General features: G+C 37.0%; 16 protein-coding genes and 3 pseudogenes. 14 read left to right on the top strand and 5 right to left on the bottom strand.

Features of this window, described 5'->3' with window-relative positions; all coding sequences use genetic code 11:
- The first annotated feature begins 56 nt into the window (after positions 1 to 56).
- From ACZ47Z_RS11640 to ACZ47Z_RS11605, 8 genes and pseudogenes are all read left to right on the top strand, one after another.
- Positions 57 to 881, top strand: a complete 825-nt coding sequence (locus ACZ47Z_RS11640) for a hypothetical protein (RefSeq protein WP_198425542.1) — start codon at positions 57 to 59, stop codon at positions 879 to 881.
- Positions 871 to 1,644, top strand: a complete 774-nt coding sequence (locus tag ACZ47Z_RS11635) for a hypothetical protein (protein WP_196021806.1) — start codon at positions 871 to 873, stop codon at positions 1,642 to 1,644. Before ACZ47Z_RS11640 ends, ACZ47Z_RS11635 begins: the two co-directional genes overlap by 11 nt.
- An 11-nt stretch (positions 1,645 to 1,655) precedes the next feature.
- Positions 1,656 to 2,141, top strand: a complete 486-nt coding sequence (locus tag ACZ47Z_RS11630) for a hypothetical protein (protein WP_054751789.1) — start codon at positions 1,656 to 1,658, stop codon at positions 2,139 to 2,141.
- Positions 2,138 to 2,314 (top strand): hypothetical protein, encoded by a 177-nt coding sequence (locus ACZ47Z_RS11625; protein ID WP_233447185.1) that lies wholly within the window; start codon positions 2,138 to 2,140, stop codon positions 2,312 to 2,314. Before ACZ47Z_RS11630 ends, ACZ47Z_RS11625 begins: the two co-directional genes overlap by 4 nt.
- A 296-nt stretch (positions 2,315 to 2,610) precedes the next feature.
- Positions 2,611 to 2,919: a hypothetical protein gene (locus ACZ47Z_RS11620; protein ID WP_196021810.1), complete on the top strand. Its 309-nt coding sequence runs from the start codon at positions 2,611 to 2,613 to the stop codon at positions 2,917 to 2,919.
- Positions 2,920 to 2,947: 28 nt separating this feature from the next.
- Positions 2,948 to 3,532 (top strand): trypsin-like serine peptidase, encoded by a 585-nt coding sequence (locus ACZ47Z_RS11615; RefSeq protein WP_055173634.1) that lies wholly within the window; start codon positions 2,948 to 2,950, stop codon positions 3,530 to 3,532.
- A gap of 142 nt (positions 3,533 to 3,674) precedes the next feature.
- Positions 3,675 to 4,583, top strand: coding sequence for a hypothetical protein (locus ACZ47Z_RS11610; RefSeq protein WP_196021812.1), 909 nt, complete (start codon positions 3,675 to 3,677; stop codon positions 4,581 to 4,583).
- A 129-nt stretch (positions 4,584 to 4,712) separates the two neighbouring features.
- Positions 4,713 to 4,970, top strand: a pseudogene (locus ACZ47Z_RS11605) (group II intron reverse transcriptase/maturase); the annotation flags it as partial.
- Between the two features lie 444 nt (positions 4,971 to 5,414).
- On the opposite strand, the gene ACZ47Z_RS11600 reads toward ACZ47Z_RS11605, so the two are convergent.
- The 5 genes from ACZ47Z_RS11600 to ACZ47Z_RS11580 form a co-directional block, all read right to left on the bottom strand.
- On the bottom strand, positions 5,415 to 6,281 hold the full coding sequence (locus ACZ47Z_RS11600; RefSeq protein ID WP_055158557.1) for an IS3 family transposase: 867 nt from the start codon (positions 6,279 to 6,281) through the stop codon (positions 5,415 to 5,417).
- Positions 6,282 to 6,313: 32 nt separating this feature from the next.
- The gene (locus ACZ47Z_RS11595) at positions 6,314 to 7,051 is read right to left on the bottom strand and encodes a helix-turn-helix domain-containing protein (protein ID WP_464525594.1); all 738 of its coding nucleotides are present in this window, start codon (positions 7,049 to 7,051) and stop codon (positions 6,314 to 6,316) included.
- A gap of 181 nt (positions 7,052 to 7,232) precedes the next feature.
- Positions 7,233 to 8,126 carry an IS3 family transposase gene (locus ACZ47Z_RS11590; protein ID WP_464526057.1) on the bottom strand — a complete coding sequence of 298 codons (894 nt, stop codon included), beginning with the start codon at positions 8,124 to 8,126 and terminating at the stop codon, positions 7,233 to 7,235.
- The gene (locus ACZ47Z_RS11585) at positions 8,126 to 8,812 is read right to left on the bottom strand and encodes a helix-turn-helix domain-containing protein (protein WP_054754427.1); all 687 of its coding nucleotides are present in this window, start codon (positions 8,810 to 8,812) and stop codon (positions 8,126 to 8,128) included. The genes ACZ47Z_RS11590 and ACZ47Z_RS11585 overlap by 1 nt, the downstream gene beginning before the upstream one ends.
- Positions 8,813 to 8,920: 108 nt before the next feature.
- Positions 8,921 to 9,478 (bottom strand): AraC family transcriptional regulator, encoded by a 558-nt coding sequence (locus ACZ47Z_RS11580; RefSeq protein ID WP_070103539.1) that lies wholly within the window; start codon positions 9,476 to 9,478, stop codon positions 8,921 to 8,923.
- Positions 9,479 to 9,491: 13 nt separating this feature from the next.
- On the opposite strand from ACZ47Z_RS11580, the pseudogene ACZ47Z_RS11575 reads away from it, so the two are divergent.
- The 6 genes and pseudogenes from ACZ47Z_RS11575 to ACZ47Z_RS11550 all read left to right on the top strand — a co-directional run.
- Positions 9,492 to 9,905: pseudogene (locus tag ACZ47Z_RS11575) on the top strand (glycoside hydrolase family 2 TIM barrel-domain containing protein); the annotation flags it as partial.
- Positions 9,905 to 10,084 (top strand): annotated as a pseudogene (locus tag ACZ47Z_RS11570) (beta-galactosidase small subunit-related protein); the annotation flags it as partial. The pseudogenes ACZ47Z_RS11575 and ACZ47Z_RS11570, both read left to right, overlap by 1 nt.
- 224 nt (positions 10,085 to 10,308) lie before the next feature.
- Positions 10,309 to 11,775 carry a bifunctional metallophosphatase/5'-nucleotidase gene (locus ACZ47Z_RS11565; protein WP_055158548.1) on the top strand — a complete coding sequence of 489 codons (1,467 nt, stop codon included), beginning with the start codon at positions 10,309 to 10,311 and terminating at the stop codon, positions 11,773 to 11,775.
- Positions 11,776 to 12,326: 551 nt separating this feature from the next.
- Positions 12,327 to 13,391 (top strand): NAD(P)H-dependent flavin oxidoreductase, encoded by a 1,065-nt coding sequence (locus ACZ47Z_RS11560; protein ID WP_155205000.1) that lies wholly within the window; start codon positions 12,327 to 12,329, stop codon positions 13,389 to 13,391.
- A gap of 176 nt (positions 13,392 to 13,567) precedes the next feature.
- The gene (locus ACZ47Z_RS11555; RefSeq protein WP_020436687.1) at positions 13,568 to 13,999 is read left to right on the top strand and encodes an SseB family protein; all 432 of its coding nucleotides are present in this window, start codon (positions 13,568 to 13,570) and stop codon (positions 13,997 to 13,999) included.
- A complete protein-coding gene (locus tag ACZ47Z_RS11550) occupies positions 13,996 to 14,754 on the top strand; it encodes a YdcF family protein (RefSeq protein WP_020436686.1) in 759 nt (252 codons plus the stop codon). Before ACZ47Z_RS11555 ends, ACZ47Z_RS11550 begins: the two co-directional genes overlap by 4 nt.
- Positions 14,755 to 14,773: the final 19 nt, after the last annotated feature.

Below are 14,773 nucleotides of genomic sequence, written 5' to 3'. Positions count from 1 at the left end.
GATAGCGTCACCTTTATTTTCTATTTGAAAATATAACTCAAGAAAGAGGGAAAAGCATGAAACAGATTTTTAAGACAGAGATGAAACGGGCAATGAGAGGAAACGGGATGGCATTATCCATACTAATAGGAATCCTTATTGGAACTGCGCATGTAATTCAGGAAATCATTCCCGCCTATCGAGCTAATCTAACGAATTTCTATAACGAATTTCCAATTCTGTCGCCACATAGTGCTGTGGAAACATGGATGGCTGGAAGTCCGTCGAATTTGGAAGGATTTATATTCTTCTTAATTCTACCTATCCTTGCAAGCCTTCCATTTGGAACTTCTTATTTTGAGGACTGCAAAGAAGGAGTAATAAAAAATATTTATATGAGAACAAAGAGAGAAGATTATCTCAAAGCAAAATATGCTGCTGCTTTTCTGAGCGGGGGAATTGCAGTTCTTGTTCCATTGATTTTCAATTTAATGTGCAGTCTGGTTCTTCTGCCAAACTTAGCACCGCTTTCAACAATGGGAGATAATATACTTACACCGTTGATGCTGTTTTATAAGATTTTCTTTACGCATCCTATGATATATACAACGTTTTTTCTGGTAGTTCAATTTTTGATGTCAGGAATTTGGGCTTGTGTTTGTTTATCTGTAAATTTTTTGTCAGATTATAAAATTGTTGTATTGATCTTTCCGTTTTTTGTACAACTGATTCTGCATGTTATCTGTACAATTACAAATAATATTGCTTATTCCAGTGTATATTGGGTTCAGCCGGGACATGGAATCGTCGCATGGTGGATTCCAGTGGTTTCAATGGGGATTGGAATTCCAGTAACGTTCTTTGTATTTATGAAAAAAGGGGCGAAGGAAGATGTATTCTAAATCAAAACAGACATTTTATCATGTGAGAGATTCTTTGATAAAACATAGATGGCTTCTGACAGCTGAACTGATCTGGATGATAGTTTGTTCTTTTTGGACAGTGTCCGAGCAGGAGAAGATGTATCAGTTTTATAATCTTTCGGCCAGTACGATAGACTATGTTATTGCACAGCAGGGAGCAATTTATAGTGGATTGACCATATTTCCGCTTGTACTTTTTTTCGTAATCAGATGCAAACAGGACAGTCTGAACATTCAATATATCTTACGGTATCAATCGAGAAAAAGAATGTTTCAGCAACAACTGAAGGAGAGTCTGGTATATGCTGCGGGGATTTCTTTTATAATTATCCTAATGGCTACATTTACTGGCTGGATCTTTAGCAGAAATCTGATCAATTGGGATACTATGGAAAGTGTTTATTTTGGTCAGACAGGAAACGTTGTAAAGTCCCATTTTTTATCCGTGGCCGTCGTTATCTGGTTGATGTATGTTTTAAAACTGATCTTACTTTTTGTAATGGTAGATATTTTTTTGTGGTATCCAAAGACTCTGTTTTTTATTTGGATTGTTCTTTTGGTTCCACTCGGAATAGAGGCATTTCACCATGGAAAGATCTATTTTAGCCTGTTCGCAGTCTGGCAGACATCATGGAATACGCCTGGTAAGTGGCTGGGAATTATTCTGATTGGAATTGTCGTTTTATTCATCGAGAAACTGATAGGGGAAAAGATGATTGAGCGGAGAGATATCTGGAGATAGGAGATGAGGCCATGTGGAAAGTTAACCTGAAAATATTTTTTAAAGAAAGTTGGAAAAAGTATGGCTTTGTATTTTTGATGGTTCTCGTGCAGTGTGTAGGTTTTCGTAATCTGATCCAACAATATAATACTGTGAATGGACAGGAGTGGAAACTTCACTTTTGGGATTATGTAATCTGCTTTTTTCAGGGGACAGTTCCTTATACACAATCGGAAGGAAAAGAGACTTTTAATATTCCACCGTACTGGTCCTTGTATTTGATTTATTTTGTTTTACTGATCGGAAAACTGACAGGACAGCTCTCAAAAAAATACGAACAGCAAATGCTCTTGAGCCATGTTTTAAATCATGATAATTTACAACAATTAAATATTCAGTACATAGAGTATAGCGAAAGGGAGCTACCAAAGAACGGCTTTCGGTATGGCAGAAATACTTTATCAATGGGGAATACCTTCGATCTGCAGAAATGGCAGAGGAACAGAATTACAATATGATCGATGGAAGAATCAACAATCTGCTACCGAAAAAGGAGAATCCAGAAGTACCAAAGAAGAGGAAATCTGTCCTTTTGCGTTTGTATAAACACCGCTGTGAGGTTGCAAAGAAACAGGGAAAGCCAATGCCGAGGCGGTATCAGGGGATGGAGATGGAGCGGAATCGTAAATAGGTAAGAAATGACAAAGGGTGTGGGAGAAATCTCATTGCCCTTTTTCGAAAAAGAATTGTGTGATATATATAAAATAACCAAGTGAGAATTGTAAGTCTTGCTGAAAATATAAATGAATCGTTGAAAATATTGTGCATAAAATGGAAAAATGATAAAATCAAAAATGTGGTGAATATAAGACATATTATTTTTGAGGAACAGAGTGATTTAGGGAATAGTATGTCTTTTTAGCATGTTCAATTAGTAGATTCGATTTCGTAAGTTTAAGATCAAGATATAAATATTGAAGGAGCAATATGAAAATACAAAAATATGTGAAAAAAGATATTATAAAAGTAACCTCAATTTTAATTTTACTACTAGGATTATTGACTATTTTATATTTGTCAGAAATACAAAGTATATCAGGATATGTTGTACAAATTAATTATCCCAATAATATTGCTATAAAAGACGAATTTGAGAATGTATATTGGATAAAGCCATTTGGAGATTTTGAGGATAAATATGAGATAGGGGAGGAGGTAAAAGTATATTATTATCCGAATTCAGAAGATGGCTCCAATGAAAATACATTATCCCATTCTATTGTATTCAGTAGATGATGTTGCTATTTATGAAGGAGGCAACTAAATGAGAGCTAAACAAAAATTTAAATTGAGTGCTACTATTATAGGAATATGCTTTTTGTTACATGGAATACCTGTATTTGCAGCCGAATCAAGTGAAATGATTGAGTTTGATTTAAAGACTAATGAGATGAAGACAGTAGAAATTGAGGAACAAAATAGTGATTCAGTTGACTCATACATTCCAGAGGGAATCAGTACTGGAATTCAAACATATGGAGCGATTATTGATGGTGATGATAGGTATAGAATTCCTGCTAATTTATCAAGTACTACTTTCCCATATTGCTCTTATGGTGTTGTGAGTTGTACTTGGCCCAATGGAGCAAGTTCATTTGGAACAGGATGGCTTTTTGGTCCGAACGATGTGGCAACAGCTGCGCATGTTGTATATAGTCAAGAGAATGGTGGATATCCTTCTTCTATTATTTTTTATCCCGGGGTTAATAACAGTGGATCAATAGTAGGGGCATCTTATAAGGCAACAATTGCGGTGCTACCGGCAACGTATCAAAGCGAACGTGATGAGACGAAAGATTATGCTTTTTTATCTTTAAATTATAATTATCTGTTGAAGTATCAAATATAAAGAGTGAAAGGTCGAGTAAGCCAACTTCATGGGAAGATGTTTCTATTGACAAAAAATATGATACAAAAGATATATACATATCATCAATGGGGCATCTGCCAGAGTTCATTCCATTTTAAAAATAAACGTGTGGTGAAACGTAATGAAGAAAAAAATAATATATGTCTTATGCATTTTGGGTGTGCTTTTGGCGTTATTAGGACTAAAAAAAAGAAATGACACAATGTATTCTTCGGGGGTATACCATCTTAACAGAAGCGGGATAGTAGAATCTATAGATAAGAATATTATAGTTGTTCATTTGGATAAATTGAATGAACAAGATGAGGATTTTAAAAATGTCAATACATTGCAATTAGATTGTAGAAATTGTAGTTATGAATTAGAAAATTTAAAGGAAGGTACAAAAATTATATTTTACTATTTCCCATATAATGCGGACGTTCGACCACTTAAAGTCGAAAATATCTATGTGATAAATGAAAAAGAATCTAATATTGATTTGACGGAGAAAGCCGGACAATTATTTAATTCCTATCGAGATAAAACAGATGAGTCTATTTATGCAAGAGGTAAATCTGGTGGCGTTATTACTACAAAGGATATTGAACAAGCTACTGAATTCTACATTTTAGCAGGGTATGAACAGTCAGACGCTGAAGATAAGGCAGTAGAATATATGTTACGACGCGATGCGACTTATCAAAGAGCTATTGCAGCGGGATATTCTGTGTCTGATGATGAAATCAATGATTATTTAGATGATTTAAAAGTTACAATAAATGATTCGATTAATAGTGAGGAGGCTCAGGCTCTTATAAGTCAATTTGGTTCGGAAGAAGGATATTGGCAGCATGAATTTGAAGTTTATAAGATAAATTTACCAATTGAAAAATATTTAGAATCATTAAAACAAGAATATTTGAAGAATAGTATTTCTACACAATCAAATAATCAAGAGGCAGAAGAAACAATAGAAAATTATAATCGTTATATTGAAGAAGTTCAATCAGAGTTAGTTAAACAAGAGCAATATGAAATATTTAAATGATCAATATCATGTCAACATGAAAGACTTTCACGTACGGTTCCGTAAGAAGTTTGAGGTGAAAATTTTCTTACCTACTTGATTGAGAGGTTGGCTAATCAACTAATGCTTAGCCTCCTACTCGATTGCCATGAACTGCCAGAGAGGATACGAAAGGGGCATGATACCCCATTCCCAGTCAGAAGAGTGGAAATTCCAAAACCAGACGGAGAAATGCGAAAGTTAGGAATTCCTACCGTCATAGATTGCATCATCCAATAGGCAATATTACAACAGTCGATGCCGATTTATGAGCTGAAGTTCACGAATGGAAGTTTTGAATACCGTCCTGGACGGAGTCCAAAAGACGCGGTTCAGAAGATAAAAGAATACGCAGAACAGGAATATACAAATACAAAAACGGAAGAAGAGCAGAATAAAGAAAAAAGAGAGGAGGTTATAAAGGAGTGATATGAATAATAATAAGATTCAAAAAATTTTCCACTATATAATAGTTCTTTTGCTCGTGATTCTTTGGTCTATTATGATGTTCTTTCCTGAGCACATAGATACTATGAATTTTAAAATATTTTTTTCTATTTCACTTGCTTGTACCATGATTTACTCTTTCTGTAGAAAGAAATACTTTTCTATGCAAACATACTGTAAAACAGAAAAATTTGTTTTTACTTTTTTAATAATACTGCTTTTTTTAAGGTTTATATTTTGGAAAAATTAAGTTATAGAAATAGTTCTGTCTATAGTTGAAGCGGCTATTGAACTGCTCCCCGTCAAGTAGACAATTGAAAAAATATAAATTTTTCCTACCAGCAGAAATTTATCTGCTGGCAGTTTTTATGCAGCTTGCAAGTAAATTTCATGTTTTTCCATTGGTGTTAAAATTCCAAGATTCCTTTGCAAACGTTTGTTGTTGTAGTAATCTATATAATCTTCGATCATTTTTACGAGAGTACTTCTATCAGTGAATCGTTTTCCATAGTATCGCTCTCTCTTCAGAATTCCCCAAAACCCTTCCATTGGTCCATTGTCGATACATTTAGCAACTCGCGACATGCTTTGTATTATTCCAGCATTTACAAGTTTTGTATGAAATGTCCTGTTCGTATATTGGAACCCCCTGTCACTGTGAAACAGTGGCTGCGCACCAGGATTTCTAAGTAAAGCATTGTCTATCGTATCAAACACCAAAGCATTGTTGTTCTTATCACGAATAACATACGAAACAATCCGTCTATCATATAGATCCAGTATTGCACTTAGATAAACTTTATGCTTTTCCAATCCAATATAATAATGGAATTCTGTCACATCAGTGAGCCATTTTTCATTTGGTGCTTTGGCAGTGAACTCCCGATTAAGTATGTTTTCCGCTATATACTGAGGGTTTGCAGCCTGTCTTGTGCCTCCGTTGTTAGAATACTTGACAGTTGATTTTATATTAAGTTTACGGCAAATGCGTAGTACACGTTTATCGTTTACATCAATACCATGATATCGTTCCAAATCATCTCTGATTCTTCGATAGCCTTTATCCGGTGAGTCTGTATGAATCTTTTCTATCTCGTCAGCAATAAGCCTATTCTTTTGCTCACTTTTAGGAATTTCTCTGTGTAGCCATTTATAATAAGCTGCTCTAGAAACATTACCAAGTTTACAAAGTGCAGCAACTGAATAATTATGATCTTCATGTTCTTCTTTGATTGCCTGATATATATGTTCATGACGGACCAGGCTTAGCCCCGCCTCCTCTCTATTTCTTCGAGTTTTTTTAAAAAAGATGCCTCCATTTCAGCACGTTCTTTCTCTGCTTTTAAAATTTTAACTTCAGCACGCAGCTTTTCTAATTCACTCATTTCATCGGGACGTTTTCGTTTGCCACGGTTATCTCTTAAAGCTTCCACTCCACCAGCTTCATATTTGACTATATAATTGCGAGCCTGTTGATAGGACACCTGGTATTGTTCTGCTGTTTGGGCATAATTACGATCATGTGCGATACAATACTGTACTATTTCAACCCGTTCTTCAAAAGTGGTTTTTCTTCCTTTGGTCATGACAATGCTTCCTCCTGTTCCAGAAGATTTTAATTCTACATGACCATTATACTTCTTTATCCAAGTTTGTAACTTACCTTTTGAACGGATCTCGCATTTTTTGCAAATATCATTTTGAGAACCATGGCCTGCTAAATAATCTAAGACTGCTTGTTGTTTCAATTCTTTGGAATATTTTTTATTTCCTTTCAATGTGAATGCATTTACTCCCATAGATTCATAGTTTCGAATCCATTGTTGGACAGATGCAAGACTTACATCAAACATATCGGCAATTCGCCGTTGGCTTTCTTTTCCATCCAGATATAGATTTACAGCATATGTCTTATCCTCAACAGATACTTTTCTTTTAGACATAAAATATGCAGAATCGAAAGGATTCTTTGATTTTAAAGCAGAAAGGGAATTATATTCCATTGTTAAAGCATGGTGAGAGTGTTCAAGTCAACGAAGAGAGAGGATATTGTTGCCCGAGAACTGCAAAAACAGGAAATCTATACAGAAAAAAGAACCGACAATTGTGGTATGCTCCCCGTCAAGAGGACAATAAAAAATAATAAATTTTTGTATCGTCAGCCATGCTATGGCTGGCGATATTTTATGCTGCTTTTGTATATTGCTCATGATATTTCATTGGTGTCATTACATGCAGTTTCCTTTGAAGTCGTTGGTTGTTGTAGTAATCTATGTAATTAGCTATCGCAGTAATCAAAGAGCTTCTGCCATTAAAACGCTGTTTATAATACATTTCTCGTTTTAGAATTCCCCAAAACCCTTCCATTGGTCCATTGTCAATACAGTGGGCAACTCTAGACATACTCTGCTTCATATGATGTTTTTTTAATCTAGTATAAAACTGTGCGCTTGTATATTGAAAGCCTCGATCAGAATGAACTAATGGGTGTGCATCTGGCTCCTGACGGACAGCCTCATCAAACGTGTCCATAACTAATGGATTATCATTATGATCGCTGATTTTAAAGGAAACAATCCTTCTATCATATAAATCTAAAATAGCACTCAGATAAACTTTATGAACTTCTATTCCGTTGTAGTATTTAAATTCAGAAACATCTGTAAGCCACTTTTCATTCGGTTTTTCGGCGTGAAATTCACGGTGTAAATAGTTTTTTGCTATGTGATCAGGATTTCTGTCTCCTCTGGTACAACTCTTAGGTTTCCATTTAATATTTGATTTTATATCGTATTTCCTACAAATACGAAGTACTCGTTTATCATTCACATGAATTCCTTTATGTCCATCTAATTCATCACGAATCCTTCGGTATCCCATATCTGGATGCTGGTTATGAATCCTTTGGATTTCAGTGGATAGTCTTTCGTTTCGAAGTTCATTATTACTTTTCGGATATTTTACCCAGCGGTAATACGCAGAACGTGTAACATTAAGATATTTACAAAGTCTATCTATGGGATAATGCTTAGTAGACGATAGTTTTTGGATGGCTTCATATTCGGCTAACCGATGGATTAAAGATAGCGACCCCTCCTTTCCAGTTCTCTGACTTTTTTTAACAGATCATTCTCCATTTGTAAGTCTAGATTTCTTCTTTCCAGTTCAGCTATCTTGTCACGTAGCTCTTCTTCAGGTGTTCTGCTTGGAAGAGAAGCTATACGACGTCCACGTCTGTCTTCCAGACCCGCTTGACCCATCTTTTCGTATCGTATTACCCAATTGCGTACTTGTTGATAGGAACAATCATATTTGAGTGCCATTGCACCATAATTCTTATCATTTGCAAGACAATCTGTTACTATTTTTAATCTCTCATCAAGTGTAGTGTTCTTTGCTTTTTTCATGTAAGCACCTCCAGTGGATGTTTTTAATATTCCACCAGAATTATACACCTTAATCCAATCGGAAAGCTGTTTGTGTGAACGAATTCCGTATTTTGTGCAAATATCCTGAAGAGATCCTTCTCCGTTAAGATAATCATTTATAGCAGATATTTTTAAATCTTTTGAATAAGATTTGTTTTTCGGTTGATTGAGTAATCCAGTTGGTCCATCATACTGATAAATAGAAATCCAATTTCGAATACTATGATGATCAACTCCCAATTCTTTTCCTGCTTGCCGTATGCTAATTTCTCCTGCAAGGTAGCGTTCGACTATTTTTACTTTTTCTACTGGTTCTATCTTACTCTTTCTGAACATGAAAATACCCCCATATAGGACTTTTATATTTCATTGTCCTATATGAGGGTAGCATATCATTGTTTTGAATAACAATTCTGGGTTCTTTTTTTAGAAAGCGATTTAGTTTCACATTATTATTTGATATTTTTTTCTATATTCAGACGGGGAAAGCCCGCTTTGTTTCTTGAAAATACGGCTAAAATATAGTGGGTTTTCATATCCGATCGCTCGAGAAATTTCCGATATATTAAAAGAAGTATTTCGTGGCTTTTCACTGGAAAGCCGGTGCGTCAGAATTAAGAGTTCCATTAAATAATAAACACAAAGTTCTTCGTACTCACTTTTGCAAAAACGTAATTCATTTATAATAGATGTAAAAATTCGTTTATATTCAAGAGAAGTACCGGTATAAATTATATGCATATCATCAGAAATACCATGCTGTCTCAAAATATTCGTTATATTATTCCCAGTAAAATGAACCCAGTAAACTTCAGTTTGGTCTACACCATAATAGTAGTAGCGTTGCTCTTCTTTGGGGCGGTAGATCACCATATTTCCGGCATTTACAATTTCTTTCTTACCATGAAAATAAAATTCTCCTTTTCCTGAGGCAATATAAATAAGTTGGAAATCTAATCTTCCCCGAGGACGGTGTGTTGGTAACTTTTCGACGGTTTTCAGACGATATGTGCCGCAAAATCTGTTAGCAGAAAAATCCGTGCAGTTAAAGAAAGAAAATGACCACTTAGAGGGTACAATCTGTATTGATTTAGAAACTGTTAGACTGTGGGATAATCATGATCCTTATTTATATCATGCGTATGTAGAACTTAAAGCAGAAGATGGAAGTTTAGTAGAAGTAATTCCTTACGATATTGGTTTCGGAAGAATTGAGATTATTGATAAGATTATTTATTTAAATGGAAAACGCCTGGTTATTACAGGAGTAAACCGTCATGAGTGGAATCCAAAAACAGGAAGATGCATTGGATTAGAAGATATGCGAGCAGATATCGCATGTATGCTCAGAAATAATATTAATTCGGTACGCACCTGTCACTATCCGGATCAGATACCGTGGTATTATATGTGCGACAATGCAGGAATTCAGACCGGGAATTTGCTTTTTCATGCCTTCCTTATACAGCATCTGAAATTGAAAATGCTTTGCATCATGAGGAATTACCACCAGCAAGAAGAACAGTTTTATGCGTATACGGAGCAGTCAGAGGAGTCGGAGGTATCGACAGCTGGGGGAGTATTTGGAAGATAGTTGGTGATGTTTGATGACTAGATTGGCAATAATTCTATGTAGGTCAATGAAGATAGGGGAACTGTTACCTGAGAAAAGTCAACAAATTTGTAACCCGCTACACCATCCATTGCCTTTGTCACATAAGCATGTTAAAATACAATAAAATACTACAATATTATTTGTAGGGTGCGTGGGGACACACTTTACAAGAATTTACCATCACGAAGAACGAACTGTTTTAAGTGAGGTGGTATTTATGAAAAACTTGAAGGAATTAATAATTCTTCATTCAAACGACATGCACGGAGATTTTCTGGCAGAACAGATTGATGAAAAGCTGGTAGGTGGTGTATCTCTTCTCTCAGGATATGTGAACATGGTGCGTAATCAGGAAAAGAATGTGCTTTATGCTATTGCCGGTGATATGTTCCGTGGTTCTGTTATCGATTCCGAGTACAAGGGCGTATCAACCATCGGTATTATGAATCTACTTGGGCCTGATGTGGCAACGATTGGTAACCACGAGGTTGATTATGGTCTGGCGCATTTGCTGTTTCTGGAGAAATGTGCAAACTTCCCGATTATCAATGCCAACTTCCATATCCGCTCTAATCATAAGCGACTGTTTCAGCCTCACTATATTGCTGAAATAGATGGCATGAAGATACTTTTTATTGGAATAATAACAGAGGATGTACTTGCACAGACAAAAGCAGAAGAACTGATTGGTTCCTTTGTGGATATCAGCGAAGCAGCACAGGAAGTAGGCAATATATGCAATGCTTACAATGCCATTGATATTGATTTCACAGTACTTCTGACACACATCGGATTCGAGGAAGATAAAAAGCTTGCAGCTTTACTGGATCCAGCCTGGGGTGTGGATGTAATCATCGGTGGGCATTCACACACGTTTCTGGAAGAACCTGCACTTGTTAATAATATCTATATCGTGCAAGCCGGTACAGGCACAGATCAGATCGGACGCTTTGATATTATGGTAGATACTGATCTTAATGCAATCGATACATTTACCTGGCAGTTGATTCCGATCAACAACGATACTGCGCTAAAAGACGAAGCTATGGAACAATTTATAACACAGTATAAGCGGGAAACTGACAAGAAGTATGATCGTATTGTAACAAGATTCACCAAATGTCTGACGCATCCACTCCGCAATCAGGAAACAGCTCTTGGTAACCTGATCGCAGATATTCTGAAAGACAGCCTTGGAATTGATCTGATGCTTCTCGGTTCCGGTGAAGTCAGAAGTTATGAATTGGGACCTGTCGTACATTATCACAGCCTGGTAGAATGCCTGCCATATGATGAAGCTGTCTATATGCTGAAAGTAACCGGAGCACAGTTAGAACATATGCTACGTTTTATCCTGCGCGAAGAAGCCTTTCTTGGAGAACATACGGAGTTCTATCAGTTCTCCCACGGTATGCAGATTATATGGTCGCGTAAAGAACAGGTTTTCCGGAAACTTAGTCTCAATGACCAGCCTATTGAAGAGCATCAGTTATATTCTATTGCTCTTTCAAAATATCACTTTATGAATATCTCTGATTTTATGGATATTTCACTGGAAGAAACGAAAAAAAATGCACTTCCTCGTGTACTGGCCACATCAAGTCGAGATATTGTAGAAGAATATATGATGGTTACACCGCATCTTTGCCGTGAAGTTGAAGGACGCCTGATTGTTGTAGATTGATCCATTATTTGAATTAAGTTTTTCGCATGAATCAAGAATTGCCAATTTGTAACAATAAAACCCAAAACATTGGCACTTGATTAAAAAATAGAATCTCCCCTCATACCTAATGGAATCTAATTGGTTCCGGCAGATATGAGGGGAGATTCTATTTTTATGATTTTGCAATTCCAAGAGAACTGTTTTGGTTGCATTTGTTGACTTGCTTTTTGTTTTTACAGTTAGTTCCTAGCGTATCGTTACCCGAGAAGCGCAAAACTGCAAAGCAAGTCAAAGAAGAGAGGCATACCGTTACCCAAGAATTGAAAAATTGAGAAGCAAAGTCAACGAATGGATCATTGCCTGTTAGAACCGGAGCAAATGGAATCGGGAATCCGCCTGGGAGTCACTAGTGCATTTTATGAATCATCATATGTTATCGCAAGAGCCTATCAAAACGGGGTTTTTTATCTGCGGATTAATCCGTAAAATCAATATTCCTTGACATTTTAATAAAATAGTTTATACTTAAAATAGTTTGAAATTCAAAATAAAATACAGGAGAATTGAAAATGAGTATAAACAAACAATTAAAAATAGGTGATCTGACTGCGAAGCTCCCGATTATCCAGGGCGGCATGGGAGTAGGTGTCAGCAGAAGTTCCCTTGCAGGTGCAGTGGCGAAAGAAGGCGGAGTTGGAATTATTTCGACAGCGCAGATTGGTTATGATGAAGAAGGGTTTGAGAAGGATCAGGCTGCATGTAACAACAGAGCAATCCACAAGCACATCAAGCGAGCAAAGGAACTCGCGCAGGGAAATGGTCTTGTCGGTGTAAATATTATGGTTGCACTGAAGCATTATGCGGAGCATGTGAAAGAGGCCGTGGCAGCAGGTGCAGATGTGATCATCAGTGGCGCAGGGCTTCCGATGAACCTGCCGGAGCTGGTCAGTGAGACTTGCAGAACGAAGATCGCGCCAATCGTTTCTTCTAAAAGAGCTGCGCAGCTGATCTTGAAAATGTGGGCGCATAAGTATGACAGAACAGCAGATTTTCTTGTTGTAGAAGGTCCGAAAGCCGGAGGACATCTTGGTTTTTCAAGAGAGCAGTTAGATGAGATTGATACGATGGATTATGATGAGGAGATCCGTCAGATCATTGCCTGTAAGGAAGAGTATGAAAAGCGATACGAGAAGAAGATTCCTGTGATCGTTGCTGGGGGAATCTTCGACAGAGCAGATATTGATCACGCATTGGAACTTGGAGCAGACGGAGTCCAGATTGCGAGCAGGTTCGTGGCAACAGAAGAATGTGATGCGTCAGAGGCGTATAAGCAGGCCTATATCAATGCAAAAGAAGAGGATGTCCAGATTATCCAAAGTCCGGTTGGAATGCCGGGGCGTGCTCTTCGCAATGCATTGATCGAGCGTGTCGAGAAAGAAAAAGAGCCTATTAAGAAATGTTATAATTGCTTAGCAAAATGTAATCCGGGAAAAGTTCCGTACTGTATCACGAAGGCGTTGATTGATGCGGTCAAAGGTGACGTGGAAAATGGACTTGTGTTCTGCGGAAGTAATGTCGGACGGATCAATCAGATGATGAGTGTACATGAGCTGATGCAGGAACTTGTGTCTTAGATAAATGGGAAGAATCCAAAGTCATATTGAGGAAAATTAAAAAAAGAGAGAATAGTGTGAAACAAATTTAAAATATCACATTATTCTCTCTTTTTATGATATACTTAGATGATATCAGATATGAAATAATGAGATGATTTATTAAAAATAGAAGTAACTTACAAGGAGTAGCAAGGATGAAGATGCAGAATAACGATACAAAAGATGAAGGACTGAAAGGAAACGAGAAGATTGAGGAAGCAATTTTTGCACTCCAGCAGGAACCATCTCAGGAACTTTTAGCACATGCGTTGACAATGATCCGTAGACGAATGAAAGAAGAAGGACAATTGATTCTTGCGGTAGAGCCTTCTGTTGCAGAACAACTGAAGATACAGGCAGTGAAGACAGCTGATGGAAAGAAGTGGTGGAGTGCATTTACAAGTTTTGAGGAAGAATTAAAAGGTTCTAATAGTGTGATGTCTACATTTTTGACAGCAATCGAACCATTATTCCAGTCTGCTGTACAGGAGAATGAGATTGAAGGTATCATTCTGAATCCATGGAACCGGACAATCATGCTTGACAAGACACTGCTTCGACTGATTCTTGGAGAAAGTGGAAAGTGAGAACAAAGCGAAAAATGACAGTAACTATAATATGTATTTTATTTGCAGTGTTATTTGCCTGGTATGGATTCTGGATGAGCGGAAATGGATCTGGGACGGGATTCTTCCTGATCTGGTTTGTATTGGCTGCATTGCTTGGAGGATGCGCAGCAATTACATTTCTGGATGGATGGGCAAGACTTCCGATGTGGATGATGTGGATATTAAGGGGAATACTGCTTGTATTTGTAGTTTCCTTTGTGATTATCGAAGGATGCATTATCAGTCAGATGCATGCGAAGGCAGATGAAAATCTGGACTACATCATAGTGCTTGGTGCACAGGTGAGAGCAGATGGACCGAGCAAAGTGCTGAAGCATCGTTTGAACACAGCAATCGATTATCTGGAGAAAAATCCGGAGACAATCTGTATTGTGTCAGGTGGACAGGGGTATAACGAGCCATGTACGGAAGCGCAGGCGATGGCTGATTATGTGGAAGCGGCCGGAATTGAGAAAGACCGTTTGATTCTGGAAGACAAATCGAAGACAACAGAGCAGAATATAAAATATAGTAAAAAATATATGAAAAACGGAGCAAGTGTGGGAATTATCACAAATGATTTCCATATGTTTCGGGCAATGCAGATTACAAAAGGTGAGGGATTAAAGTCAGCGAAAGCAATTGCTGCAGGCTCGAATCCATTGTATCTGCCAAACAATATGCTTAGAGAATATCTGGCAGAATGGAAGTATCTGATCAGGTCAATCTTATAAAAAGCAAGAAAAGAGAGAT

The organism is Mediterraneibacter faecis (genome assembly GCF_055383675.1).
This window is presented reverse-complemented; position numbering and strand designations above follow the sequence as displayed.

Bases quoted from the DNA above. Each gene is read 5' to 3' on its own strand.
- ACZ47Z_RS11640 (WP_198425542.1), top strand. From the start codon at position 57: ATGAAACAGATTTTTAAGACAGAGATGAAACGGGCAATGAGAGGAAAC.
- ACZ47Z_RS11635 (WP_196021806.1), top strand. From the start codon at position 871: ATGTATTCTAAATCAAAACAGACATTTTATCATGTGAGAGATTCTTTG.
- ACZ47Z_RS11630 (WP_054751789.1), top strand. From the start codon at position 1,656: ATGTGGAAAGTTAACCTGAAAATATTTTTTAAAGAAAGTTGGAAAAAG.
- ACZ47Z_RS11625 (WP_233447185.1), top strand. From the start codon at position 2,138: ATGATCGATGGAAGAATCAACAATCTGCTACCGAAAAAGGAGAATCCA.
- ACZ47Z_RS11620 (WP_196021810.1), top strand. From the start codon at position 2,611: ATGAAAATACAAAAATATGTGAAAAAAGATATTATAAAAGTAACCTCA.
- ACZ47Z_RS11615 (WP_055173634.1), top strand. From the start codon at position 2,948: ATGAGAGCTAAACAAAAATTTAAATTGAGTGCTACTATTATAGGAATA.
- ACZ47Z_RS11610 (WP_196021812.1), top strand. From the start codon at position 3,675: ATGAAGAAAAAAATAATATATGTCTTATGCATTTTGGGTGTGCTTTTG.
- ACZ47Z_RS11595 (WP_464525594.1), bottom strand. From the start codon at position 7,051: ATGGAATATAATTCCCTTTCTGCTTTAAAATCAAAGAATCCTTTCGAT.
- ACZ47Z_RS11585 (WP_054754427.1), bottom strand. From the start codon at position 8,812: ATGTTCAGAAAGAGTAAGATAGAACCAGTAGAAAAAGTAAAAATAGTC.
- ACZ47Z_RS11565 (WP_055158548.1), top strand. From the start codon at position 10,309: ATGAAAAACTTGAAGGAATTAATAATTCTTCATTCAAACGACATGCAC.
- ACZ47Z_RS11560 (WP_155205000.1), top strand. From the start codon at position 12,327: ATGAGTATAAACAAACAATTAAAAATAGGTGATCTGACTGCGAAGCTC.
- ACZ47Z_RS11555 (WP_020436687.1), top strand. From the start codon at position 13,568: ATGAAGATGCAGAATAACGATACAAAAGATGAAGGACTGAAAGGAAAC.